The organism is Staphylococcus sp. KUGN1, assembly GCF_045984185.1.
In the GTDB taxonomy this organism is placed as follows: domain Bacteria; phylum Bacillota; class Bacilli; order Staphylococcales; family Staphylococcaceae; genus Staphylococcus; species Staphylococcus warneri_A.
On sequence record NZ_JBJQIL010000001.1, the window covers coordinates 97,903 to 122,831 of the forward strand.

Consider the following 24,929-nt stretch of genomic DNA (forward strand, 5'->3'; position numbering starts at 1 on the left):
TGGTTATAAGGGTGTTTTTATGACTATGTAAAAGGGGGATATTTTGTTACAAACAGAAGAATTATATAACATTTTATATCAAAACATGGGTCCTCAACATTGGTGGCCTGCAGACAGTAACATTGAAATGATGTTAGGAGCGATACTTGTTCAAAACACCAATTGGAGAAATGCTGATTTAGCTTTACAATCATTAAAAGAAGCAACGGATTTTAACCCGAAATATATATTAAATATGCCATTAGAAGACTTACAAATGGTGATTAAATCTAGTGGTTTCTATAAAAATAAGGCTAAAGCGATTCATGCATTGTTCTTATGGTTAGATCAACATCATTTTGATTATAATGGTATTGTTACACAATACAGGGATGATCTTAGACAAGAATTATTAAGCATACGTGGCATTGGCAGTGAAACAGCGGATGTATTAATCGTGTATATTTTTGGTGGGGTTGAGTTTATCCCAGATAGTTACACGAGACGATTATATGCCAAACTCGGATATGCGAATACAGATAGTTACGATAAATTTAAAAAAGAAATACAATTACCATCAACATTTACCAACCAAGATGCGAATGAATTCCACGCATTGTTAGATAGCTTCGGTAAAAATTACTTTAATATTAAGAATGGTACACATTATACATTTTTAGATTCTTATTTTGAATCATCTGTCAATGATTAGATGACCAAAATGTATTAGTTCTTTTATAGTAATTATGTTTTTTGATTAATTTAAAAATTGTAGTCATATTGAATGATAATTGATAAATTATATAATAGATATTGAAATAAATTTTTGTGAAAGGGGTACAAAATGTTAAGGTCTTATAAAGCGTTTTGGCAAAAGGCATTGATATTAGAGGGCAGGACACGAAGAAAAGATTTTTGGTGGCCGGTTTTAATTAACATGATTTGTTTATTATTGATTGCGATTATTGCATCGTTAATATTAGTACCACTTCAGCATGGGAAAATCATTTATGATACTGTCTTTTATATCGTGTATCTCATTTTTACAGTACCGATGTTTACAATTTCTGTAAGGCGATTTCACGATATAGGAAAAGGTAAAACGATACCCGTCATCTATTTAGTATTAACCCTTTTAAATCCGATAAATCAAATGGCAAATGACTATGGATGGTTTTCTCAACTAGAGCATTTAAATATTGTTGTCATTTTTGTATTATCTATTATGGCAATTATATTTGCCATTGGAAGTATTGTTATTTCAATTATGGCATTAGTGTATTGTGTTCAAGACAGTGAAAAAGGTACGAACCAATATGGACCAAATCCTAAAGAACACATGCATGAAGCATAAAAGTTATCAAATTAATTTCAATCTACTGCATTACAAGTTGGTTTACTTGTAGTGCAGTTTTTTTATTTTGTATGGCTTAATTTCTCATATGGGTTAAATTGACATGATATATGGGAATAGATATCATAAATGAATTGATATATGAAAAGGTACAAATACAAAGGGGATGTCTGAATGCCGAGTCAACAACGTGATTTTACACATGGCAATATATTTAAAGGATTGGTTTTATTTTCAGGCCCCATCATGTTAACCAATCTACTTCAAACCTCATTTCAAATTATAGATAGCTTATGGGTAGGGAATTTATTAGGGGCTCACGCACTGGGTGCTGTGGCGATTTCCACTACTATTTTAATAACAATACTTTCATTTATTTTAGGTTTAAATAATGCAGTTTTAACGATATTATCTCAATATTACGGTAAAAAAGACTATAAAGGTCTTAAGCAATATTTAAATGCATTTGTTGTTGTGATGACGTCAATGGCTCTATTATTTGGTGTAGTTGGATTCATATTTTCAAAACATTTACTATTATTGATTGGTAAGCCCACCACTTTATTAGGACAAGCAACGACATATTTGCAGATTAGTTTTTTAGGTATTTTATTCTTATTTGGTTATAACTTTGTAAATACGGTATCGCGTGCACTCGGAGATAGTAAGACACCCATGCGTATTGTATTTTTAGCAGTAATACTTAATGCTATTTTAGCGCCATTATTTATTGGTGTTTTTCAATTAGGTATGGTTGGTGCCGCATTATCGACAGTCGTATCACAAGGCCTAGCTTTTCTGTATAGTTTATATCATTCACTTAAGCATCAACTTATTCCATTTACAGTCCCTAAACTGCCTCAAAAAGATGAAGTCATCTTAATTTTGAAATTAGGTATACCCGCAGGCTTACAGATGGCAGTGATTCAAGGTGGTAATGCTGCTATACTTAGTGTGGTTACCCAATTTGGTGGTGATACAGTAGCAGGATTTAGTGCTTCTCAAAGGTTAGACAGTTTAATTATGTTACCGGCAATGGCACTTGGAACTGCAGTGAATAGTATGGCAGGTCAGAATATTGGTGTCGGTAACTGGAAGAGAGTACGTCAAATAGCTAAAGTATCAGCATTATATAATTTCGCAATTATGATTACTATTGCCATAGTTGTAATGGTATTTGCAGAATTTGCAATTAAGTTCTTTATACAGGATAAACAAGCTGTTGATTTTGGTACGCACTATTTACGTATTGTAGCGCTTTGTTTTCCATTTTTAGGATTGAATTTTGTATTAAATGGTATCGTAAGGGCATCTGGTGCAATGTACCAAGTATTAGTGTTAAATATTATTTCATTTTGGATACTACGGTTTCCATTAACAGGACTATTCTCAAAAATGTTTGGCCAAATAGGTATTGGTATGGGCATCGGTACAGGTTTTATCATTAGTAGTTTATTTGCATTTGCCTATTATCAATTTGGCAAATGGGACCAAAAAGTTATACTTGAAGACCATGATTAGAAAAGGTTAAAAACTAACATTAAAATATCAAATAGCATACTTGGAATATCCTATTACTATAAAAATAGTGATAGGATATTTTTATTAAAAATATTTTAAAATGATTTGAAAATCTAATGAAAAATATGTGAAATTTGATATGATAAAATGAAGTGATATACATATTAAATTAAAAATGAATGGAATGAGCAAACATGAAACGTAATTTTTGGATAATTATGATGTCATTATTGATAATTCTTGCAGGTTGCAGCCAAAATGAACAATATCAAACAGATAAAGATTTTAAAGATCAATCTACTACAGGTAAGACACCATATCATCGTATTGTTTCATTGATGCCAAGTAATACTGAAATTTTATATGAACTTGGACTAGAAAATCGTATTGTGGGTGTGTCTACCGTTGATGACTATCCTAAAAATGTTAAAAAAGGGAAAAAGCAATTTGACGCGATGAGTTTGAATAAGGAAGCCTTATTAAAGGCAAAACCTGATTTGATATTAGCGCACGAATCTCAAAAATCGTCTTCTGAAAAAGTTTTAGATGCTCTGAAAAAAGAGGGTGTGAAAGTTGTTTACGTTAAAGATGCACAATCACTTAAAGAAACATATGAGACATTTAAATCAATTGGGAAATTAACCCATCGTGAAAAGCAAGCCAATCAATTAGTAAATGAAACTAAAGATAATGTCGACAAAGTGATTCAATCCATCCCTAAACATCAAAAGCAACCAAAAGTATTTATGGAAGTATCATCTCAACCAGATATATATACTGCCGGTAAACATACATTCTTTAATGATATGTTAAAACAATTAGATGCTAAAAATAGCTTTGATGATATTGATGGTTGGAAATCAGTCAGTAAAGAAAGCATCGTCAAACACAATCCAGATATTTTAATATCTACGGAAAGAAAGTCACAGGCTGAATATGAAAAAATCATTGAAAAACGTGGTGGCTTTGATAAAACGAATGCTGTGAAACATCATCGTATTGAAACAGTTAATGGTGATGAAATATCACGCCCAGGTCCAAGAATAGACGACGGCTTAAAAGAACTAAGGGATGCTATTTATCAAAAATAATGATTTCTAAAAGTACTAGTACACATGAAGTAGATATATAATGAACGATGTCAGTTAGCTATGTCAATGTGAGACTAGTACTTTTTTGATTTAAAGTTTGTTATGATGGGCACAATAATGAAAATGTATTAGAAATGAGCGTATTATGAAAAAGATAAAGGTTATTTTAATTTGGACATTGATATTAACTGTCACTATTCTAATGAGTTTAATGTGGCAAATTGGTGACTTGTCTGATCCATTTAACCAAACAATTTTATTGAAAGTAAGACTACCTAGGGTGTTAGAAGCATTACTTACTGGAGCGACATTAACATTGACTGGGCAAATGTTTCAGACGGTACTCAATAATCCACTTGCAGATAGTTTTACATTGAGTTTAGCCAGTGGTGCTACGTTTGGTTCAGGCTTAGCCTTATTTTTAGGACTGAGCTTTTTATGGATACCCTTCTTTTCAATAGGATTTAGCCTCATAACGCTAATCATTGTATTAAGTCTAACGATGGCGTTATCTACGGGGTACCCTGTTCGTGTATTGATTCTACTTGGATTGATGATAGGGGCATTATTTAATGCTTTATTATATATATTGATATTGATAAAACCGCAGCAATTAAATACAGTGGCGAATTATTTATTTGGCGGCTTTGCTTCTGCAGAAATTGAAAATGATATCATGATAGCCATTGTATTAGCATTGTCAGTTATAGGACTAGGATTATTATTACGTCCAATTAAATTATTGCAACTAGGAGAGTTGAAAGGGCAATCGTTAGGTTTAAATGTACAACGTATGACCTTTATGGTACTCACCATTGCCTCTATTATCACTGCTATTGTAGTAGCATATGTGGGGATTATTGGCTTCATAGGTATGATTGTGCCTCAATTGATTCGACGTTATTATTGGCGTTTTGAGCTCGGAATGCAAATGGTTTTAAATATCATCATTGGTGCAATAGTGATGGCGTTAGCTGATTTTATAGGTAGTATTGTGATTCATCCAATACAAATTCCTGCTAGTATTATAATGGCGTTATTAGGTATACCGGTATTATGTTATATTTTATTATCACAATCTAAAGTATTACGCTAATGTCATTCATTTGCTAAAATAAGAATTAATAAACGATGAAGAGGTTAAAAAGATGGATTTGAGTCATATAAAAGCAATCGTATTCGATTTAGAAGGCACATTGCTAGATAGAGTAAAATCACGTGAGAAATTTATTGAAGAACAATATGAAAGATTTCATGATTATTTTGTACATGTACAATTAGCTGATTTTAAGAATAAGTTCATTGAGTTAGATGACGATGAAGACAATGACAAGCCAGATTTATATAAAGCTATAATTAAACAATTTCATATCGATCGTTTAACCTGGAAAGATTTATTTAATGATTTTGAAATGCATTTTTATCGTTACGTATTTCCATATTATGACACGTTATATACACTAGAACGATTATCTAAAGCAGATTATCTTATTGGGGTAATTGCTAATGGTAAATCTAAAATTAAACAATTTAGACTACACTCACTAGGTATCATGCATGTCATTAATTACTTATCAACATCTGAAACTGTAGGTTTTCGTAAACCACATCCAAAGATATTTGAGGATATGATTGATCAATTAGATGTCAAAGCAGATGAAATTATGTACGTTGGAGACGATGCTTTAAACGATGTTGCACCAGCACGTGCAATGGGAATGGTAAGTGTTTGGTTCAAACAAGAAGATGCAGAAATAGAACCACTTGAAGAGGAAGTTGATTTTACCATTACCACGATTGAAGAATTATTGGATATTTTACCGAAGAATTTTAATTTAGAAGGAGAACGATCTAATGGATTTATTTACTAGAAATGATGGTACAACACTACATTACAATACATTAGGTGAAGGATACCCAGTTGTGTTGATTCACACTGCATACGACAACTATACGGTATTTAATGATGTAGCTAAAAAGTTAGCAAAGTCATTCCAAGTGGTACTGATTGATTTAAGAGGGCATGGTTATTCTGACAAACCGAGACATATTGCATTCCAAGAATTTGCGGATGATATCATAGCATTACTAGACTTTATATATATCGACCAAGCCGCATTTATTGGACATGAAATGGCTGCCATGATTATTGCAGATTTATCAGTAAGATATCCTGGCTATGTATCTTCATTAACATTCGTCAATCCTACATCAGTTGAAGGAGAACTACCAGAAGAGCGTTTGTTTAGAAAATATGCCCATACCATTCGTAACTGGGATGATGAAAAACAATCGAAATTCTTGAATGATAAAAAATATTACAAACCACGTAAAATGAATAAGTTTTTAAAACATGTCGAAGATACAAATTCAATTTCAACTAAAGAAGAAATTCAAGCAATTGAAGATGTATTTAAATCAACAGGCATCTCCGATGTTTTTCCAAAAGTAGCGGCACCTACATTAATTATTGCAGGAGAATATGGTGAAAGAACGACAACGCTTGAAGCTAAAGAAGTTGTTGATTTAATCGAACATGGGGACTTTTTAGTATATAACACTTCAAGTTTATATCCATTTGTAGAAGAAGAACAACGATTTATAGATGATGTGACGCAATTTATTACAGAGCATTGCCCAATTAGAAAAAATCATAATTAATGATTGAGGTTTGATAGATAACTACGACTTAAGTATTAAATTTTGTAATAATTTTGTAATGATGTTGTCATATTAGTAATATTTGTAGTATACTGTGATTAAGCACAAGAAAGAGATATTGATATAAAGGAGAGAGTGCTTATGAAAAAGTTAATGGCATCATTACTTGTTTCAGGACTAGTTGTCACAGGAGTAAACGTTAATCACGTCGAAGCAGCAACTGGTAATTCAATTCAAACAGTTCAACAAATCACACAAGGTGATCAATCATTAGAAAATGTAAAATTAGGCGAATCAATGCAAAGCGTCTTAGGTAAATATAGCAGTCCTATTTATTCTTATAATGAAAATGGTTCAGAACATTACTATGAATTTAGAACAAATAAAGGTGTATTATTAGTAACAGCAGATGGTAAAAAAGATAGAGGTCATGTGACACGTGTATCTATGACTTATAATAAAGCTAACGGTCCAACATATAATGCAGTTAAACGCAGTGTAAGTCCAAATGCTTCTAGTCGCGTTCATTATAATCATGTTACTGGTAACTTTGGATATATCAAAGATAAAAATGCTAGCTATCAATTTAGTTCAAATTCACCTAAAGATAAAAATGTTAAACTATATAGAGTAGATTTAGGTAAATAATACGTCATCAATATTTTAAATATGAATAGCCGACAAACCGATGTTGAGTTACTTTTTTAAGTTTCTTACAGTGTTTGTCGGTTATTTTGTGTGTAATGATTGATGTCAAGGTTTTATCGTTATAAAGGATAATGACTCATTTTTGATATAAAATAAAAATAAGGTTGAAGAAATGGGAATTCAATTATGTTACAATGCTATATTGATAGTAAGAAAAAGTAATTAAAATGCATGTCGGAAGTAAATACGGATAGGAAATGACTGCCGTAATTGAAGTTAAGATTAACAAAGCATCTAGAAAGCGTAATTAAAGGAGCTTAACATGAGGACAAATGATAAAGTACTACTCGAAAATATAAATGACTACTTTAGTCATAAGGGAATGTCACCAAACCTTATAGATGATATTAAAGAAAAGTTTCGTATAGATATTCAAAAGTCAGAGGCAAAAGATCAAGATTACATAGAGTATAGACAGAAATCGCCAGCACAAATTATTTTAATTATACAACGTAATCTATTTGCGCTTGAACTTAATCCTATCATCTTTTTTATTATTAATTTTATATTGATTTCATATTTATATGACAAGCAATATGTGCAATTTCAAGCGATTACAGGCATTAGCTTGTTTTACAGCATAGTGATTTTTCCAATATCCATATTGATTTATCATCGAATCAATAAAAAAAATTATCTCTACAGTAATCGATATGAAATGATAGGCGGATTTATAATAGCTGCAATAGCGTTGATACTTATTATTATGCAAGGATTCCATTTCAATTGGTCGATTATACCTATATCTATGTATGTTCATCAATTTGTATTCTTTGTGGGTATTATTTTATGTATTGCAGGAATCTATTTAAAAAAATTAGAATTTACTGGGTTAGGATTGTTAGTTTGTCAAAAAACGATTGATGCGATGGTATCCAATCCAGATATCGCACAAATTTTCTCATTAGTTATATGGATTCTATTAGTGATATTAATTATTTACTGTACAATTAAATTATCAGAGAGAACAAAAAGTTAAAAAAGTTGGGAGAAGGTCTTCATTCGTTTTTCGAATGAAGGCTTTTTTCTTTAGAAAGGAGAATGATCTACACATGAGCTATAAATGATTTGGTCAACGAAATGACCCTAATGGATACCTAGTCATCCTTGCGGGGGTAACACTAAGAAATTAAAAATTACAGAGTAACGCCCTAAGAAGTTCTAAGCAATTTCTTGCAGAAGGGGAGGAACGCCTGAGCTAAAGCTCATGCCACGCAGTAGATGACTGATATCAATGGACGTTACACTAATTGATATCTAGTCATCCTTGCGGGGGTAACACTAAGAAATTAAAAATTACAGAGTTACTCCCTAAGAAGTTCTAAGCAATTTCTTGCTAAGAACTTCTAAATATTGGCGTAAAGGTATTTTCAAATGGGTATAGTACATACTAAAGGGAGGTGCCACTATGGACAAAATTCAATTAGGCAATGGTATTGAAATTGCTTATCGTGATGTAGGGCAAGGCATTCCCATCGTATTAATTCATGGATTAGATGGCAACTTAGCAGCATTTAAACAATTATCAGAACGGTTAAGTGATCGCTATAGAGTCATAACTTATGATGTACGTGGTCATGGGAAATCATCTAGATGTGACTCTTTTGATTTAGAGGATCATATTGAAGATTTGTATATATTAATGGAGCAATTAAATATTAGCTCTGCACATATCTTAGGACATGATATGGGTGGATTAATCGGTAAAAGATTTACCGAAAAATATCCATTTAAGACAATTTCATTAACTGCAGTTGCTTCAAAAAGAGAGGATATTACTCACGGATTTACTAAATTAATGGTGGAACATCAAGATTTAGTTGCAGGTTTTAATAAATCGGAGGCAGTTCTTTTACTTTTTCCAATTTTATTTAAAGAGCAAGACAATACAATGAGATGGTTCCAAGATCAAAGAATGTATTATAGACCATCATCAGAGGAAAGTGCTATCGCTATTAGAGCGCTAATCTCTTATAATGCACAAGAACAAGAAGAACGTCCATTGGTCAACGTACCAACATTAATCATTAATGGATTTTATGATCCTTTGATTAAGGATAAAAATAATTATTGTGTAGACGATCATTTTGAAAATATTACTAAAATGGTATTTAATGACTCAGGTCATGCGCCACATATCGAAGAACCAGAAAAATTTGAGAGTGTATATACAGATTTTATTAGTTCAATTGAACAATGGATTGAAAGATAACGATTGACTCAAAAAGGGATTTTATCACACGTGCACATTGCACGAGGATAAAATCCCTTTTTATTTCAGACACGTTATATACTTTTTCAAATCTATTTATCATTAAAAAATACCTATCTTTTCAAAGATAGGTATGAGATGGTTAGATATTTACATTGAAATCTATTAAGTTGTTAGATTAACTGTTTATATCTATCTATCTCTTATCAAACATCATCACTTGAGTTGAAGCTTAGACTTCGTTTTCGTCATTAGCTTCAGTGATTCGTTTGTTAACACGTTTTAATAATTCATCGATTTTTTTACGTTGTTTAGTATTAACTAAAATTAATACTGTTCTTTCATCATGTTCATTACGTTTTTTGTCGAAATAATCTTCTTGTGATAAGTTTTTAACAGCTTTTACAACTTGTGGTTGTTTGTAGTTTAAGTGGTTAATAATATCTTTAAGATAGTATTCCTCTTCTTTGTGTTCACTAATATAAGTTAAAACTGCGAATTCCTCAAAGCTAATTGAGAATTCTTTTTTGATAATACTTTTTAATTTGTCAGCATAAGTGACCATTGCTAGTAATTCGAAGCAATCATTTATTTTTGAAATAGCCATTACTGAAACCTCCCTATTATATATACTTACATATACCTCTATAAGTGCTTTTACCCGATTTTATATATTTATATCTTTTTTTTGAAAAATACGAAGTGTCTGCCATAATTTAGTATTAAATTAATTTAAAGAATTATATTTAATGCTATATTATTTAGTTAATTATAACTAAATAAAATTAAGAAGTAAACAAATAAGTGTTTATAAAACAAATTATTGATTGTGATATATCTTTTTTTCTTAAAAATAGCATTTTTCTAATTCAAATTTATCATAGCAAATTCAAATTTTCTGTAATTTAATAAAAAAACAACTAAAAAGTAAAGTTTTTGAAATGATTATTACAAATAACCTATTTATAAACCTTTTTTAAAGATGCTGAAGGCGTAGAAACAACGTTTTCATTCAACATTAATCCTTGTGTAACATTTATATACCCATGTTGCTTAGCAGTATTGTATTTAATTTCTCGTTTTACGATTTTATTTTTTAGTTTAACGAGGACATACTTGCTTTCTACTAATGCACTTTTAGGGATACGTATATGATCAGAATAGAGTCTAACTTTGAAGTGGGTGCCGATATCATAATGTGGTTGAGTCGATATTTCAATTTGATACATGGATGTTTGCTTATTAATTTGTTTTGGAATATTTGAAATATATTTAACTTTTCCAATGAATCGATTTTTATCATTAGAATAGATTGAAATATTTTGATTTATTTTTAATAAATCTTTTTCAGATTCTGATATAGTAGCACGAATAATACGTTCTTTGCTATTGATTTGCATTATAGGCTGATTATTTTTAGAAGGAGATTTGTTTAGCATATGTATATAGCCGCTAATAGGGGTATAAGTTTGCGTATAAACTTCTGATTTATCTTTTAAGAATTGTGATTGATGAAGTGTTCTTTCTGTTAGTTGTTGCTGTTGGGAAGATGATAATTTAGGGAAGTTGTGCTGGATTTGTTTGAGAGTTAGTTGTTGCTGATCATCAAGTTGTGTTGCTTTCGATGGGTTGAAATATTCTAAAAGCGGGGAATTCTTTTTTACATAAGTATGGGGTTTAACGAATAGTCTATGGATGTAGCCATATTGTTTGTCGTAATAAAGAGTGAAAGTTTCGACAGCTTCTTGCGTGCCTATAGTAGAAAGTAAGGTTTCATGTTTAGTCTTAATTGTTTTAACTTGGTCAAGCTGATCGGGAGAATGAGAAGAACGATAAAGGTAAAAACCGAATCCTGAGGAAATAATGGTTAATAGAAGTATTAAAGAAAATATTATCGTTTTGTTTAAGTTCAATATGTTCACCTCGGTGGAGTAAGATGTGATTATTATACTACAAAAATAGAATTGTAAAAATATTAAAACAAAATATTATTTGAAATGGTGTCATAACTATTTGATAGAGTTACAGATTATGAAAAAACACGATTTAGATGATAAAAAAAGAGGTCTGGACAAAAGCGTTTAGGATTTGAGCAGAACCGAACGATGATAAAGAACTACTTCCTTATTCATAGGTTAGTAGTTCTTACAAACTCAATAGTTGAGTTTGTTCATTTGAATTGTTTTCCAAATTTTGTCGAATCGTGAGCGTTTGCCCAACTTGCATTATTTTCAGAAATTGGAATACCAATTTCTCTATGTTGGGTCCCTTCTGCCGATAATCCTGCTTTTGGGACGCCGTTAATCGGTTTCCCAAAGCACCAAACCTTTATGTCTCAACCTCAGCAATTAAAACGTTAGAATAAACGTAATAATATAATGCCTATAGCAATGCAACTTAAGCCAATACATTTTCTTAGTGTGATTCTGTTTTTGGGTGTGCCCAGTAAACCAAAGTGATCGATAATTACGCCCATTAACATTTGTCCGAGCATACCAACAATGGTAGTTAAAGCAGCGCCTAGAAATGGCATCAGTATCACATTGGAAGTAACAAAAGCCATACCTAAGATACCACCCACAAAATAAATTGATTTGATATGACCCAAATCCGGATGTGTTTGGTTGATTTTTAAGCTTCTATGGAAAATTAATGTCAAAATGAGTAATGCGATTGTACCTATCGTAAACGATACTAATGAAGCAAAGAATGATGAATGGACTTCTTTTGCTAACGCACTATTGATTGTCGTTTGGATAGGCGGCGCACATCCGAAAATAAAGCCAACGATTAACCATATATATAAATTCGAGTGAGATTGACGTAAGAGTTTGTCTTTAGGAATTTGATTCATAAGTAAAATACCTATAAGTAAAAGAACTATACCCACTGCTTTAAACAAGGTGAATGGTTGTTGGCTTGCACCAAACAAACCTAAAGTATCAATGGCAACGCCCATGATAATTTGACCAGCTACTGTAATGACAACGGTAAGTGCTGCGCCTAATCTAGGTAATAATAATAAGTTGCCAGTTAAGAAACATACGCCTAATAAGCCACCTACAAACCAGTGATAATTAAAGGTTTGTTCTGTAAAGAATTGAGGTGTGAGCATATGAGGGTTAATTATTAAATTCAGAATGATTAAACATAAGGTTCCCACACCGAAAGACACTGTTGAAGCATAAAAAGATGAACGTGTGTATTGACTTAGTCTTGAGTTTACGGATGTCTGTATAGGAATTAACATACCGACAAAGATACCTAAAAAATAAAGTAAAGCCATAATTGAAGTCACTCTTTTCTCGACAGAATGAATCAATTATATCGAAAAAGACACTATTATAAAATAGTAGATGATGTATAAATCAAACGATTTATATACATCTATTCAAACAAAAAAGCCCTATACCCAATGTGATGAATATCAGAGGGTATAGGACGTCGATCAATTATTTATTTTCAAAAAAGATTTGTGTATTTTTGGATACAATATAAGCAGCATACACTTTGTGGATTGTGCCGACATTTGATTTTAAAATATCTAATTTTAATAATTGATCCATACTTTCTTTTACAACCTGTTCGGTTAGTGTGCTATCATTTTCGGGTATTTGTAACTTTATTGGTTTGTCTAAGTTACTTTTAAAAACAAGGTCTAATGTAGTTTTCATAAGCATTCTCCTATACTAATGATTGTGTTCTAATGGCTTCAACTTTATCAAATGATTCGCCAGTCAAGCGTTAGATAATCGTTGAAAATGTTTTGATTTGTTCGTCTGTTGTAGTCGGTTTTAAATTTGAAAAACGTCGTTTATGTTGGATTGCTTTACCTTCTGAATCATAAGTAATACGAGTTAAAACAACCACCAGTTGATTCACTTCATTCATTGTTGTAACCTCCTTTCACTATATATATCGAAATAAAAATTAAAAAGGGTCACAATTTAATAAATAAATTTAAGCAGATTACTTTAATGTTACTTAATCATGTTTTATCATTAAATAAGAAACTTAATAAGGAGGACGTATGAATCAAGTAGAGCCGATTAGAAGAACAGAAGATATACAAAAAATGTATAGTGTGTTGCGATCTCGTTCTCAAAGAGACTATTTATTATTTAAATTTGCTATACATACAGGAATTAAATTGTCGGAATTGTTAAATATGAGTGTTCAACGACTGAAATCAATTGAAAGTGGGAATATAAAATCAACTTGGATTGGTGATGGAGAACCAACGATTCAAATTTTATTACCACCTGATTTAAGAAATGAGTTACAAGACTATATTGAATATTATCAAATTAAGGATAATGATCTTGTTTTTCAGTCAATACGGACAGGTAAAGGGCTATCACGACAACAAGCTTATCGTATTATTAACAAAGCGGCTGAAGAGTTAGACATACCACATATTGGATTAACTACATTGAGAAAAACCTTTGCATATCACGCATATCAATCGGGAATATCGATTTCAATAATCCAGAAATATTTAGGGCATCAAACAACCAATGAAACAATGAAATTTATCGGTATTAAAGATAAAATGCATAATCGTACTGTCATTGCGTTAAATCTATAATATAAAAAAGGAGGCTTTTGATGGGCTTGATATACCTAATGGTTCTACTGTTAGCCATTATGGGTTTGGTGCTATTAACTATGTCACATAGCAAATTGAATGCTTTGGCCAGTTACGTTGCACTCAGTGCCCCCATAATTACATCAATTTATTTTATCTCGAAGATACCACAAATTGTGCAACAACAATTTATAGCAGTTCAAGTGCCTTGGATGACTTCGTTAGATATTAATATTGACATGAGGCTAGACGGACTTAGTTTAATGTTTGCTTTAATTATTTCATTAATTGGTGTAGCGGTATTTTTCTATGCTACACAATACTTATCACCTCAAACGGATAACCTACCTAGATTCTTCTTTTATTTACTATTATTCATGTTCAGTATGTTAGGCATTGTACTTTCCAATAATACAATTTTAATGTATGTCTTTTGGGAATTAACTAGTGTGTCATCGTTTTTACTTATTTCATATTGGTACGATAACGGTAATAGTCAATTAGGTGCTATTCAATCGTTTATGATAACGGTATTAGGTGGATTAGCATTACTAACAGGATTTATTATGCTGTATTTGATGACAGGTACAAACACGATTACGGATATTTTAGATCAACGTCATCATTTGATTAACCATCCTTTATTTATACCAATGATGTTGATGATTTTATTAGGTGCTTTTACGAAATCAGCACAATTTCCATTTCATGTATGGTTGCCTAAAGCGATGGCAGCACCGACGCCAGTCAGTGCATATTTACATTCAGCTACTATGGTGAAAGCAGGTATTTTCTTATTATTCCGCTTCACACCTGTCTTAGGACTAAGTGATGCTTATATTTATATCGTAACTTTTGTAGGATTGATTACGATGCTATTTGGTTCATTAACCGCATTAAGACAATACGATTTAAAAGGTATTTTAGCGTATTCTACTATCAGCCAATTAGGTATGATGATGTCAATGGTAGGTATTGGTGGCGGTTATGCACAACATCCATCTGATTCATTAACAGAGTTTTATGTTTTAGTTTTATTTGCTGGTTTATTTCATTTAATGAATCACGCCATTTTTAAATGTGCTTTGTTTATGGGTGTAGGTATTATCGACCATGAAGCGGGAACAAGAGATATTCGTTATTTAAATGGCATGCGTAAGCTTTTCCCTAAAATGCATATTGCTATGTTAATCGCTGCTTTATCGATGGCAGGGGTACCATTTTTAAATGGCTTTTTAAGTAAAGAAATGTTCTTCGACGCATTAGTGAAGGCTAGTCATTTAGAGCAATTTGGCATCATGCTCACAGTAATTGTTGTCGCAATAGGTGTCATCGCAAGTATCTTTACCTTTACGTATGCACTTTACATGGTAAAAGAAACATTTTGGGGCAAATTTAATACAACTTATTTTACGAAAAAAGATATACATGAACCTTGGTTGTTTAGCATGCCTTCATTAGTATTAATGATACTTATTCCAATCATATTCTTTATTCCGAATCTTTTCGGTCAAAATATGATTTTACCGGCGCTTAGATCGGTTACAGATGCAGGCTCAAAAGTAGATGCGATAGCGCCGCATATTTCTCAATGGCATGGGGTTAATTTACCACTTATTCTAAGCGTGACTGTCATTGTTTTAGGTGTTGTGTTGGCCTTATCAATAGATTGGAAGTCATTGACACATCGTATCATTAAGCATGCGTCGATAACTAAATCGTATCAACACGTTTATCGACAGTTCGAGTTATATTCTGGATACAGTATTAGAATGTTGATGAAAAATAAACTCAATCACTATATCATCATTACATTACTTATCTTTGTTGCCATCATTCTATATGGATACATTAGTGTCGGATTCCCACATGTACATCAATTACATGTGTCTCAATTCGGACCGTTAGAAGTTATTTTATCTATAGTGACATTAGTTATTGGAATTGTACTCATTTTTATTCGCCAACGTCTTACAATGGTTGTGCTTAATGGTGTTATTGGCTTTGCAGTAACATTATTCTTTATTGCAATGAAAGCACCCGATTTAGCTTTAACACAACTTGTGGTTGAGACAATTACAACTATTTTATTTATTGTAAGTTTCTCTAGATTACCAAACGTTCCAAGAAATAAGCCGAATATGAAAAAGGAAATTGTGAAAATCGTTGTGTCACTCATAACTGCAATGACTGTGGTCTCATTGATTTTTATTACACAACAAGCAGACGGTATGCCAACGATTTCTAAATTCTATGAAAATGCAGATAAATTAACAGGTGGTAAAAATATTGTTAATGCTATTTTAGGTGATTTTAGAGCATTAGATACATTGTTTGAAGGCCTTGTACTTATTATTGCAGGTCTAGGGATTTATACATTACTAACTTATAAAGATCGGAGGGGACAAGATGAAAGAGAATGATGTCGTATTACGAACGGTAACTAAAGTCGTCGTATTTATACTATTAACGTTTGGGTTCTATGTTTTCTTTGCAGGACATAATAATCCAGGCGGCGGCTTTATCGGTGGTTTGATTTTTAGTTCTGCTTTTATTCTGATGTTCCTTGCATTTGATGTTAAGCAAGTGCTTATCAGTTTACCGATCGATTTTAAACAGTTAATGATTATAGGTTCTTTAATTTCATTGGCGACAGCTATTGTCCCTACATTTTTTGGTAAACCGTTTTTATATCAAACTGAAGCCAATATCGCTTTACCCTTATTAGGTCATGTACATGTTACAACAGTCACACTCTTTGAATTAGGTGTGTTATTAGCAGTTGTGGGTGTCATAGTTACAGTGATGTTGTCGATAAGTGGGGGTAAATCATGAATCTTATATTATTATTAGTGATTGGCTTTTTAGTATTTATCGGTACGTATATGATTCTATCTATTAATTTAATTCGAATTGTCATAGGTATCTCCATTTATACCCACGCAGGTAATCTCATTATCATGAGTATGGGGCGTTATGGTGGACATATGACAGAACCATTAATAACAGGAGGTAAGGCTTATTTTGTTGATCCATTATTACAAGCCATTGTTTTAACAGCTATTGTCATTGGATTTGGTATGACTGCCTTCTTACTTGTATTAATTTATAGAACATATCGAGTAACTAAAGAAGATGAAATTAACGTATTAAGGGGTGAAGATGATGATGAGTAATTTATTGATTTTACCCATGTTACTTCCATTTCTTTGCGCTTTAATACTTGTCTTTATCAAAGATAAAAGTAAAGTATCTAAATTCTTATGTATTGGCACAATGTTGGTAACAACAGTCATTTCGTTAGCATTATTAATTTATGTGATGAATGAAAAACCAATTACTTTAGATTTCGGTGGATGGAAAGCACCATTCGGTATTCAATTTTTAGGCGATTCATTGAGTTTACTTATGGTCACTGTATCATCGTTTGTCATTACATTGATTATGGCTTATGGATTTGGTCGTGGAGAGCAACGTGTGAATCGTTTCCATCTTCCATCGTTCATACTATTTTTAGCTGTAGGAGTTATTGGCTCATTTCTAACTTCAGATTTGTTTAATCTATACGTTATGTTTGAAATTATGTTGCTTGCTTCTTTTGTGCTTGTCACATTAGGACAATCTGTTGAACAATTACGTGCAGCAATTATTTATGTCGTATTAAACATTATCGGATCTTGGTTTTTACTTTTCGCGATTGGTTTATTGTATAAAACAGTAGGAACACTTAATTTTTCTCATATTGCTTTAAGATTAAATAACATGGAAGATAATCAAACCGTGACGATGATTTCACTTATATTCTTGGTAGCATTCAGTTCGAAAGCGGCACTAGTTATCTTTATGTGGCTACCTAAAGCATATGCAGTATTAAAAACAGAATTAGCCGCACTTTTTGCAGCATTAATGACGAAAGTCGGTGCATATGCATTAATCCGCTTCTTCACATTATTATTTGACTCTCATGCAGGTGTCACACATCCATTACTTATCTTCATGTCATGTCTAACAATGATTATTGGTGCTTTTGGCGTTTTAGCATACAAAGATATTAAGAAGATTGCTGCTTATCAAGTCATATTGTCGATTGGTTTTGTCATTCTTGGTTTAGGTACACATACATTTTCAGGTGTTAATGGTGCGATTTTCTATCTAGCTAACGATATTGTTGTTAAGACGTTATTATTCTTTATTGTAGGTAGCTTAGTTTATATTTCGGGTTATCGTCAGTACCATTATTTAAGTGGACTTGCTAAACGCGAACCATTCTTTGGTATAGCATTTGTTATTATGATTTTTGCGATTGGTGGGGTGCCACCATTTAGTGGTTTTCCCGGTAAAGTTTTGATTTTTAAAGGTGCCATCGAAAATGGCAACTATATTGGTCTGGGATTAATGATTGTAACCAGTCTTATTGCAATGTATAGCTTATTTAGAATCCTATTTTTAATGTACTTTGGTGACCAAGATGGCGAAGAGGTTGAATTTAAGAAAATACCTAAACATCGTAAAGGGATTCTAGGTATTCTTGTAGTAGTCATTTTATTAATGGGAATTGGAGCGCCACTAGTATTAAATGTCACTGAAAATGCGACTAAGATGAATATAGACGAGCATCAGTTCCATCAAATAGTGAATACGCATTTGAAGGAGGGAGATAATTAGATGAATCAAGTCGTTCTGAATATTGTTATCGCGTTTTTATGGGTTTTATTTCAAGATGAGGACGAATTTAAATTCACAACCTTCTTCTCTGGGTATTTAATTGGTGTGATCGTCATCTATATTTTACATCGTTTCTTTGGACAAGAGTTTTATTTGAGAAAAATATGGGTTGCCGTTAAGTTTTTAGTCGTTTACTTATATCAATTAATTACATCTAGTATTAGTACAATCAATTATATTTTGTTTAAAACGAAAGATATGAATCCTGGATTGTTAACGTATGAGACCAATTTAACTAACGATTGGGCAATTACCTTTTTAACGATTTTAATTATCATAACGCCAGGTTCAACGGTGATTCGAATATCAAAAGGAACAAATAAATTTTTAATTCATAGTATTGATGTAACGGATAAGGATAAGAAAAATTTACTACGAAATATTAAACAATATGAAGACTTAATCTTGGAGGTGACACGATGATACAAGCTATGACGCAATTTTTTATTATTGCAGCTTTGGTTATTTTTGGTATTGCATTATTGGTTTGTCTTTTGAGATTAATTAAAGGGCCGACTACTGCTGATAGAGTCGTGTCATTCGATGCGACGAGTGCCGTTGTCATGTGTATTGTTGGTGTCATGAGTGTGATTATGGGTACCGTTTCATTCCTAGATTCAATCATGTTAATAGCCATCATCTCATTTGTAAGTTCGGTGTCTATTTCTAGATTTATTGGAGGGGGGCGCGTTTTCAATGGAAACAGTAAAAGAAATCGTTAGTCTCATCTCTTCAATATTCATCTTTCTAGGTAGTGTGATTGCATTAATCAGTGCGATCGGCATCGTGAAATTCCAAGATGTATTTTTGAGAAGTCACGCTTCCACGAAAAGTGCGACGCTATCAGTATTATTAACGATTGTTGGCGTGTTAATCTATTTTGTAGTGAATACAGGATTTTTCAGTGTTAGGTTATTATTATCACTGATCTTTATTAATTTGACATCACCAGTAGGCATGCATTTAGTCGCACGTGCGGCGTATCGAAATGGTGCATACATGTATAGAAAAGATGACGTACCTAGACAGTCTTCCATATTGTTAAGTCAAAATGAATTCAACTCACCTGAAGAATTGAAAACGCGTGCTAAATTGCGTGAACAACGAAGAGAAAAATTATATTATAAAGAGAATCAAAAGCTTAATAAATAAAGGCTATGAGTAAAATAAAGCTATCGTGTATCCGTATAGAAGGATGTGCGGTAGCTTTTAATTTGTATTAGAAAAAGATGAGAGTTTAAGGTGCGATTTATTTAAGTAATACTCAAAATAGTGATAAAATATTGTACAAGGAAAATTATGAATTTAAGTAGTAAATTTATTGAAAAGGGATAAAAAGATATTTTATGTGTTTGGAACTTTAAAGTATAACTTTGGGATAACGAGTACTACGTAGTTAACAATGTATTGCATTACTTTAACATTCCAAAATCATAAAATTTGATGATACTAGTTAACTTTTCAATTCATGTTCAAATGATTGATGTATGGATAACCTAACATTGTGATAACTGAGTTGAGCCCTCCTCATAACATCTATATTAATAAAGTCAATTGTGATATAACAATCTGATAAATCTTATTATTTAAGGATTGCTTCTATATTAATTAACCTCTAGAGTACATCAATTCCTATACGTGTTACTTAATTTTCATTCCAAAACAATTCATTAAAGAGGTGAAAGTTTGGAAATATTTGAAACATTACTTATATTTATCGGCGTCGTTATTATTAGTTCTTTCGTTCATACGTTTATGCCGAAAGTACCACTAGCGTTTATTCAAATCGCTTTAGGTATGTTGTTATTTATTACTCCTATCCCTGTTGAGTTTAATTTTGATTCCGAATTATTTATGGTTGCATTAATCGCACCGCTTCTATTTGTAGAAGGCGTTAATGTCTCACGGGTGCACTTAAGAAAATATATTAAACCTGTGATGATGATGGCGTTAGGTCTAGTCATTACAACTGTCATTGGTGTAGGTTTTTTCATTCATTGGATTTGGCCTGAACTACCTACGGGTGCAGCTTTCGCGATTGCTGCTATTCTATGTCCAACTGATGCAGTAGCGGTACAAGCAATTACGAATGGTAAAGTATTACCAAAAGGAGCAATGACTATTTTAGAGGGCGAGTCATTGTTAAATGATGCGGCAGGTATCATTTCATTTAAAATTGCAGTTGGTGCATTAGTAACAGGTACATTTTCTATTATGGAATCCGTGGAACAGTTTTTAGTTGCTTCGTTAGGTGGGGCCATCGTAGGGTTACTCATTGGAATGGCTTTAGTTCGGTTTAGATTAACATTAATGCGCCGTGGTATTGAAAACATTAATATGTTTACATTTATACAGTTATTGACACCATTTGTTACATACTTAGTTGCAGAGTTATTTCATGCATCAGGTATTATCGCTGCTGTAGTGGCAGGACTCGTTCATGGATTTGAACGAGATAGAATCGCACAGACACGAACGAGATTGCAAATGAGTTATAACCATACATGGAATATTTTAGGATATGTGTTAAATGGTTTTGTTTTTTCTATATTAGGATTTTTAGTACCAGAAGTGGTAATTAACATCATTAAAACTGAACCACACAATTTACTGTTTTTAATTGTTATTACTGTACTAGTAGCATTAGCTGTTTATCTATTTAGATTCTTATGGGTTTACGTATTATATCCTTATTTCTATTTAGCTGTCAGTCCATTCCAGAAAATGATTAGCCAAGATGACGACGGTAATAATACAACGGAGAAACCACCCAAACGCAGTTTGTATGCACTTATTATGACGTTATGTGGTGTCCATGGAACGATTTCGTTAGCTATCGCATTAACGTTACCCTATTATTTAGCTGATCATCATGCATTTGATTATCGTAATGATTTGTTATTTATTGCATCAGGTATGGTGATCATCAGTTTAGTTGCGGCACAATTATTACTACCATTTGTTACTGCTAATGCGCCTGAAGTGAAAGTGGGTAGCATGAACTTCAAAGAAGCAAGAATATACATTTTGGAACATGTCATTGATTATTTAAATCAAAAATCAACTTTTGAAACCAGTTACCGTTATGGCAATGTCATTAAAGAATATCATGACAAATTAACATTCTTGAAAACGGTAGAGAAAGACGATGAAAACTCTAAAGAACTTGAAAGACTTCAAAAGATTGCGTTTAATGTGGAAACAAAAACGCTTGAACAGTTAGTAGATGACGGTAGTATCACAAATAGTATACTTGAGAACTACATGCGATATGCTGAACGTACACAGGTATATAAACAAGCATCATTAATCCGTCGTTTAATTGTATTATTTAGAGGTGCACTATTAAAACGACGCGTGAAGACAACTATTAACTCTGCTTCATCTTTAAGCGTGACAGATAACTTGTTAGAATTAGTTAAAATCAACAAAATCGTTCACTATAATGTAGTAAGACGATTAGGACAAGAAGCCAACAATGATAACAAGTTAGAGGTAGGTATGATTTGTGATGGTTACCTCATGCGTATAGATAACTTAACACCAAACAATTTCTTTAATTCTCCTAGTGAGGATACATTGACTCGTATTAAACTTAATGCATTACGTGAACAACGTCGTATTTTAAGAGAGTTAATTGAAGATGAAGAAATTACAGAAGGTACAGCTTTAAAACTTAGAGAATCAATTAATTATGATGAGATGGTTATTGTGGATAGTATGACATAATCATATTATAAATAGGAAAGCTCGTGAGGTAAGACCTCACGAGCTTTTTCCTGTATATAAAGCAGACACTCGTAAAACTCATCGGGTGAAATATAAGTTCTACGACCGACATTTATGGAGAGAATAGGCCATAAATGTTGAATCATTTGAGATTGAACCATCAGTGCATGGGTTCTATACAACCTGTTCAACAGCGTCCTATAGTGAAACCCAATTCAATCTCAATGTTATAGGGATGATTTTATAACTTTGACAGATATATGGTTTGAAAAGGGAACGTATTTCAAGCCACTTTATGATATCTTGTCAGTTTAAAACGATTTGGTAAAGGGGGATGAAATGATACCTTTACCATTGGGGAGTTAAGATAATGTATAAGCCCACTACATAAATGAGATGAGATAGACTAACACCACCATACCGTGCGTGAGAGAACGATTTTATATTTTAGGAGGATAATATAAAACTTCACGCACGATATGAGACTATTAGTTATAACATAAAGACTTAATAGGGTGGCTGAGTGTGATTCAAGTTATATCTTATTCACTCAGCCATCGGTTCTATTAAGTTGTTGCGGTAGTTACGCAAGTAGCATTATTTCATGCTACCATGTATTGTATCGATATTAGATTTCATCATTTTATAATAAGAATCACCTTTTGAGCCTTTTTTACCAATTGAATCAGTAAATACTTCTCCGTATATATCTTTATGTGTTTCTTCGGATAAGCTTTCCATCGCTTTTTTATCTACACTTGTTTCGACTAATAGATGTTTAATCTGATGCTCTTTTACAAATTGAATAGCGTGTCTCATTTGTGAAGGTGTACCTTGTTTTTCTGTGTTGATTTCCCAAATATATCCAGGCTTCACATTATATTGCTTTGCAAAGTATTTAAATGCACCTTCACTAGTAATCATGGCACGTCGTTCTTTTGGAATATCATTAAATTTGTCTTTACTTTCTTTATTAAGTTTTTCTAATTTAGATAAGTATTGATTTCCTTGATGTTTATAATCTTTTTGATTTGATGAATCATATTTGTTTAAACTATCTTGAATCGTTTTGACATACTTAATACCATTTTCAATACTTAACCATGCGTGAGGATCTAATTTATCTTTGTTACCTTCTTCTCCGTTTAGATATATAGGTTTAACATCTTTAGAAACGGCGATGACTTTTTTATCATCCATCGATTTGCCGGCTTGTTCTAATGCTTTCTTGAACCAGCCATTACCAGTTTCTAAATTTAATCCGTTATAAAATATAACATCTGCATCTGTTAACTTTTTAATATCCTTAGGTTTGACTTCATATTCATGTGGATCTTGTCCAACAGGAACAATACTATGGACGTCAACATGATCGCCACCGACATTTTTTACCATGTCATAAAGGATAGAATTAGTTGTGACAACTTTTAATTTATGACTGTCAGCTTGTTGTTTATCTCCATTAGATTGACTGCAACCAACCAAGACGATAAAAATGGCTAGCAATAAGGGAATGATTTTCTTCATTTAAATTACGCCTCTTCTCTGTTTATTTTTAAATGTTGTGATACCTAATGTGATAACGTAAATCGCAAATGTGCAAAGTACAATAGCTGCACCACTTGGTACGTTATATATGTAACTGAAATAAAGTCCGATAATTGAACTGATTACACCAATGAAGCTTGCGACTGCCATCATGCCATATAAATTCTTGCAAATAAGAAAGGCAGTTGAAGCGGGTGTGACTAGGAGTGCAACGACTAAAATAATGCCTACGGTTTGGATACTTGCAACCGTTACTAATGCAAGGAGTAGCATGACAAAATAATGTATTAGCTTAGTATTTAAACCATTCATTCTACTAAATGTGTTATCAAACGTAGAAATCATTAAAGGTCGATAGAATATAATGATGAGACTTAGTACAAATAGTCCGATGATCACGGTAGTCCAAAACGTTGTATGCGTGATGGCGAGTAAATTACCGAATAGAATATGGTATAAGTCAGTCGTACTATTGATGACACTGATTAAAATGACACCTAGTGCAAGGAATGCCGTAAAGCTAATGCCTATAGCTGCATCTGGCTTTGTTTTACTCTTAGAAGTAATAAATCCGATTAACATACTTGCAATCATTCCAGTTATTAACGCGCCAATAAACATTGGTATTCCAAATAAGAATGATAATGCTACTCCTGGTAATACAGCATGACTCATCGCATCGCCCATCAGTGATAATCCTCTTAATACAATTAGGCTACCTACAGTGCCACAGACAACACCAACGATCATTGAAATGATTAGTGCTCTATTTAAAAATTGATAATTTAAAAGATGTGTGAAAAAGTCATGCAT

At 32.4% G+C, this 24,929-nt stretch carries 25 protein-coding genes and 1 pseudogene; 19 read left to right on the forward strand and 7 right to left on the reverse strand.

Translation table 11 applies throughout. The annotated features are described in order from the left end of the window. Positions 1-43: 43 nt before the first annotated feature. The 10 genes from ACJQQZ_RS00460 to ACJQQZ_RS00505 all read left to right on the forward strand — a co-directional run bounded on the left by ACJQQZ_RS00460 (position 44) and on the right by ACJQQZ_RS00505 (position 9,526). Entirely contained in the window at positions 44-691 is a 648-nt protein-coding gene (locus tag ACJQQZ_RS00460; RefSeq protein ID WP_124228549.1) for an endonuclease III domain-containing protein, read from the forward strand. Between the two features lie 132 nt (positions 692-823). Further along, positions 824-1,333, forward strand: coding sequence for a DUF805 domain-containing protein (locus ACJQQZ_RS00465; protein ID WP_124228548.1), 510 nt, complete (start codon positions 824-826; stop codon positions 1,331-1,333). Between the two features lie 174 nt (positions 1,334-1,507). Further along, entirely contained in the window at positions 1,508-2,854 is a 1,347-nt protein-coding gene (locus ACJQQZ_RS00470) for an MATE family efflux transporter (RefSeq protein WP_408023004.1), read from the forward strand. A 194-nt stretch (positions 2,855-3,048) separates the two neighbouring features. Beyond that, positions 3,049-3,945: an ABC transporter substrate-binding protein gene (locus ACJQQZ_RS00475; RefSeq protein WP_145505804.1), complete on the forward strand. Its 897-nt coding sequence runs from the start codon at positions 3,049-3,051 to the stop codon at positions 3,943-3,945. A 145-nt stretch (positions 3,946-4,090) separates the two neighbouring features. Then, positions 4,091-5,041, forward strand: a complete 951-nt coding sequence (locus tag ACJQQZ_RS00480; protein WP_408023005.1) for a FecCD family ABC transporter permease — start codon at positions 4,091-4,093, stop codon at positions 5,039-5,041. A gap of 52 nt (positions 5,042-5,093) precedes the next feature. Beyond that, positions 5,094-5,816 carry an HAD family hydrolase gene (locus ACJQQZ_RS00485; RefSeq protein ID WP_002451060.1) on the forward strand — a complete coding sequence of 241 codons (723 nt, stop codon included), beginning with the start codon at positions 5,094-5,096 and terminating at the stop codon, positions 5,814-5,816. After that, positions 5,800-6,606, forward strand: a complete 807-nt coding sequence (locus tag ACJQQZ_RS00490) for an alpha/beta fold hydrolase (protein WP_124228544.1) — start codon at positions 5,800-5,802, stop codon at positions 6,604-6,606. The genes ACJQQZ_RS00485 and ACJQQZ_RS00490 overlap by 17 nt, the downstream gene beginning before the upstream one ends. Positions 6,607-6,747: 141 nt before the next feature. Next, positions 6,748-7,254, forward strand: a complete 507-nt coding sequence (locus tag ACJQQZ_RS00495; RefSeq protein WP_002451058.1) for an SA0570 family protein — start codon at positions 6,748-6,750, stop codon at positions 7,252-7,254. A 322-nt stretch (positions 7,255-7,576) separates the two neighbouring features. After that, positions 7,577-8,293, forward strand: a complete 717-nt coding sequence (locus ACJQQZ_RS00500; protein WP_408023006.1) for a hypothetical protein — start codon at positions 7,577-7,579, stop codon at positions 8,291-8,293. Positions 8,294-8,722: 429 nt separating this feature from the next. Next, positions 8,723-9,526: an alpha/beta fold hydrolase gene (locus tag ACJQQZ_RS00505; protein ID WP_002451056.1), complete on the forward strand. Its 804-nt coding sequence runs from the start codon at positions 8,723-8,725 to the stop codon at positions 9,524-9,526. 232 nt (positions 9,527-9,758) lie between these two features. On the opposite strand, the gene sarA is transcribed toward ACJQQZ_RS00505, so the two are convergent. From sarA to ACJQQZ_RS00530, 5 genes and pseudogenes are all read right to left on the reverse strand, one after another. Then, on the reverse strand, positions 9,759-10,133 hold the full coding sequence (gene sarA, locus ACJQQZ_RS00510) for a global transcriptional regulator SarA (RefSeq protein ID WP_002451055.1): 375 nt from the start codon (positions 10,131-10,133) through the stop codon (positions 9,759-9,761). Positions 10,134-10,485: 352 nt separating this feature from the next. Beyond that, entirely contained in the window at positions 10,486-11,439 is a 954-nt protein-coding gene (locus ACJQQZ_RS00515) for an efflux RND transporter periplasmic adaptor subunit (RefSeq protein ID WP_002451054.1), read from the reverse strand. Positions 11,440-11,882: 443 nt separating this feature from the next. Next, complete coding sequence (locus tag ACJQQZ_RS00520; protein WP_037552008.1) at positions 11,883-12,812, reverse strand: DMT family transporter; 930 nt, start codon at positions 12,810-12,812, stop codon at positions 11,883-11,885. 166 nt (positions 12,813-12,978) lie between these two features. Beyond that, positions 12,979-13,200 (reverse strand): DUF2922 domain-containing protein, encoded by a 222-nt coding sequence (locus ACJQQZ_RS00525; RefSeq protein WP_124228543.1) that lies wholly within the window; start codon positions 13,198-13,200, stop codon positions 12,979-12,981. A 73-nt stretch (positions 13,201-13,273) separates the two neighbouring features. Continuing rightward, a pseudogene (locus tag ACJQQZ_RS00530) lies at positions 13,274-13,417 on the reverse strand (DUF1659 domain-containing protein); the annotation flags it as partial. A gap of 139 nt (positions 13,418-13,556) precedes the next feature. Between ACJQQZ_RS00530 and ACJQQZ_RS00535 the strand changes: the two are divergent. The 9 genes from ACJQQZ_RS00535 (at position 13,557) to ACJQQZ_RS00575 (ending at position 22,568) form a co-directional block, all read left to right on the forward strand. Further along, on the forward strand, positions 13,557-14,114 hold the full coding sequence (locus ACJQQZ_RS00535) for a tyrosine-type recombinase/integrase (RefSeq protein ID WP_124228541.1): 558 nt from the start codon (positions 13,557-13,559) through the stop codon (positions 14,112-14,114). Between the two features lie 20 nt (positions 14,115-14,134). Further along, positions 14,135-16,537 carry a Na+/H+ antiporter Mnh2 subunit A gene (gene mnhA2 / locus ACJQQZ_RS00540; RefSeq protein ID WP_124228540.1) on the forward strand — a complete coding sequence of 801 codons (2,403 nt, stop codon included), beginning with the start codon at positions 14,135-14,137 and terminating at the stop codon, positions 16,535-16,537. After that, complete coding sequence (mnhB2, locus tag ACJQQZ_RS00545) at positions 16,524-16,949, forward strand: Na+/H+ antiporter Mnh2 subunit B (RefSeq protein ID WP_002451047.1); 426 nt, start codon at positions 16,524-16,526, stop codon at positions 16,947-16,949. Before mnhA2 ends, mnhB2 begins: the two co-directional genes overlap by 14 nt. Then, positions 16,946-17,290: a Na+/H+ antiporter Mnh2 subunit C gene (gene mnhC2, locus ACJQQZ_RS00550; protein ID WP_002451046.1), complete on the forward strand. Its 345-nt coding sequence runs from the start codon at positions 16,946-16,948 to the stop codon at positions 17,288-17,290. Before mnhB2 ends, mnhC2 begins: the two co-directional genes overlap by 4 nt. Beyond that, positions 17,280-18,779: a Na+/H+ antiporter Mnh2 subunit D gene (gene mnhD2 / locus ACJQQZ_RS00555; protein ID WP_145505798.1), complete on the forward strand. Its 1,500-nt coding sequence runs from the start codon at positions 17,280-17,282 to the stop codon at positions 18,777-18,779. Before mnhC2 ends, mnhD2 begins: the two co-directional genes overlap by 11 nt. Beyond that, positions 18,780-19,262 (forward strand): Na+/H+ antiporter Mnh2 subunit E, encoded by a 483-nt coding sequence (mnhE2, locus tag ACJQQZ_RS00560; RefSeq protein WP_002451044.1) that lies wholly within the window; start codon positions 18,780-18,782, stop codon positions 19,260-19,262. It begins immediately after the preceding gene. Further along, positions 19,259-19,561: a Na+/H+ antiporter Mnh2 subunit F gene (gene mnhF2 / locus ACJQQZ_RS00565; protein WP_002451043.1), complete on the forward strand. Its 303-nt coding sequence runs from the start codon at positions 19,259-19,261 to the stop codon at positions 19,559-19,561. Before mnhE2 ends, mnhF2 begins: the two co-directional genes overlap by 4 nt. Next, entirely contained in the window at positions 19,536-19,991 is a 456-nt protein-coding gene (mnhG2, locus tag ACJQQZ_RS00570; RefSeq protein WP_002451042.1) for a Na+/H+ antiporter Mnh2 subunit G, read from the forward strand. Before mnhF2 ends, mnhG2 begins: the two co-directional genes overlap by 26 nt. 534 nt (positions 19,992-20,525) lie before the next feature. Next, positions 20,526-22,568 carry a cation:proton antiporter gene (locus ACJQQZ_RS00575; protein WP_002451041.1) on the forward strand — a complete coding sequence of 681 codons (2,043 nt, stop codon included), beginning with the start codon at positions 20,526-20,528 and terminating at the stop codon, positions 22,566-22,568. Positions 22,569-23,165: 597 nt separating this feature from the next. Here the strand turns inward: ACJQQZ_RS00575 and mntC are convergent. Continuing rightward, positions 23,166-24,095: a manganese ABC transporter substrate-binding lipoprotein MntC gene (mntC, locus tag ACJQQZ_RS00580; RefSeq protein ID WP_107532167.1), complete on the reverse strand. Its 930-nt coding sequence runs from the start codon at positions 24,093-24,095 to the stop codon at positions 23,166-23,168. After that, positions 24,096-24,929, reverse strand: coding sequence for a metal ABC transporter permease (locus ACJQQZ_RS00585; RefSeq protein WP_002451039.1), 834 nt, complete (start codon positions 24,927-24,929; stop codon positions 24,096-24,098).

Coding starts and splice junctions, on each gene's coding strand:
- ACJQQZ_RS00465 (WP_124228548.1), top strand. CDS start 824: ATGTTAAGGTCTTATAAAGCGTTTTGGCAAAAGGCATTGATATTAGAG.
- ACJQQZ_RS00470 (WP_408023004.1), top strand. CDS start 1,508: ATGCCGAGTCAACAACGTGATTTTACACATGGCAATATATTTAAAGGA.
- ACJQQZ_RS00475 (WP_145505804.1), top strand. CDS start 3,049: ATGAAACGTAATTTTTGGATAATTATGATGTCATTATTGATAATTCTT.
- ACJQQZ_RS00480 (WP_408023005.1), top strand. CDS start 4,091: ATGAAAAAGATAAAGGTTATTTTAATTTGGACATTGATATTAACTGTC.
- ACJQQZ_RS00485 (WP_002451060.1), top strand. CDS start 5,094: ATGGATTTGAGTCATATAAAAGCAATCGTATTCGATTTAGAAGGCACA.
- ACJQQZ_RS00490 (WP_124228544.1), top strand. CDS start 5,800: ATGGATTTATTTACTAGAAATGATGGTACAACACTACATTACAATACA.
- ACJQQZ_RS00495 (WP_002451058.1), top strand. CDS start 6,748: ATGAAAAAGTTAATGGCATCATTACTTGTTTCAGGACTAGTTGTCACA.
- ACJQQZ_RS00500 (WP_408023006.1), top strand. CDS start 7,577: ATGAGGACAAATGATAAAGTACTACTCGAAAATATAAATGACTACTTT.
- ACJQQZ_RS00505 (WP_002451056.1), top strand. CDS start 8,723: ATGGACAAAATTCAATTAGGCAATGGTATTGAAATTGCTTATCGTGAT.
- sarA (WP_002451055.1), bottom strand. CDS start 10,133: ATGGCTATTTCAAAAATAAATGATTGCTTCGAATTACTAGCAATGGTC.
- ACJQQZ_RS00520 (WP_037552008.1), bottom strand. CDS start 12,812: ATGGCTTTACTTTATTTTTTAGGTATCTTTGTCGGTATGTTAATTCCT.
- ACJQQZ_RS00525 (WP_124228543.1), bottom strand. CDS start 13,200: ATGAAAACTACATTAGACCTTGTTTTTAAAAGTAACTTAGACAAACCA.
- ACJQQZ_RS00535 (WP_124228541.1), top strand. CDS start 13,557: ATGAATCAAGTAGAGCCGATTAGAAGAACAGAAGATATACAAAAAATG.
- mnhA2 (WP_124228540.1), top strand. CDS start 14,135: ATGGGCTTGATATACCTAATGGTTCTACTGTTAGCCATTATGGGTTTG.
- mnhB2 (WP_002451047.1), top strand. CDS start 16,524: ATGAAAGAGAATGATGTCGTATTACGAACGGTAACTAAAGTCGTCGTA.
- mnhC2 (WP_002451046.1), top strand. CDS start 16,946: ATGAATCTTATATTATTATTAGTGATTGGCTTTTTAGTATTTATCGGT.
- mnhD2 (WP_145505798.1), top strand. CDS start 17,280: ATGATGAGTAATTTATTGATTTTACCCATGTTACTTCCATTTCTTTGC.
- mnhE2 (WP_002451044.1), top strand. CDS start 18,780: ATGAATCAAGTCGTTCTGAATATTGTTATCGCGTTTTTATGGGTTTTA.
- mnhF2 (WP_002451043.1), top strand. CDS start 19,259: ATGATACAAGCTATGACGCAATTTTTTATTATTGCAGCTTTGGTTATT.
- mnhG2 (WP_002451042.1), top strand. CDS start 19,536: ATGGAAACAGTAAAAGAAATCGTTAGTCTCATCTCTTCAATATTCATC.
- mntC (WP_107532167.1), bottom strand. CDS start 24,095: ATGAAGAAAATCATTCCCTTATTGCTAGCCATTTTTATCGTCTTGGTT.
- ACJQQZ_RS00585 (WP_002451039.1), bottom strand. CDS start 24,929: ATGCATGACTTTTTCACACATCTTTTAAATTATCAATTTTTAAATAGA.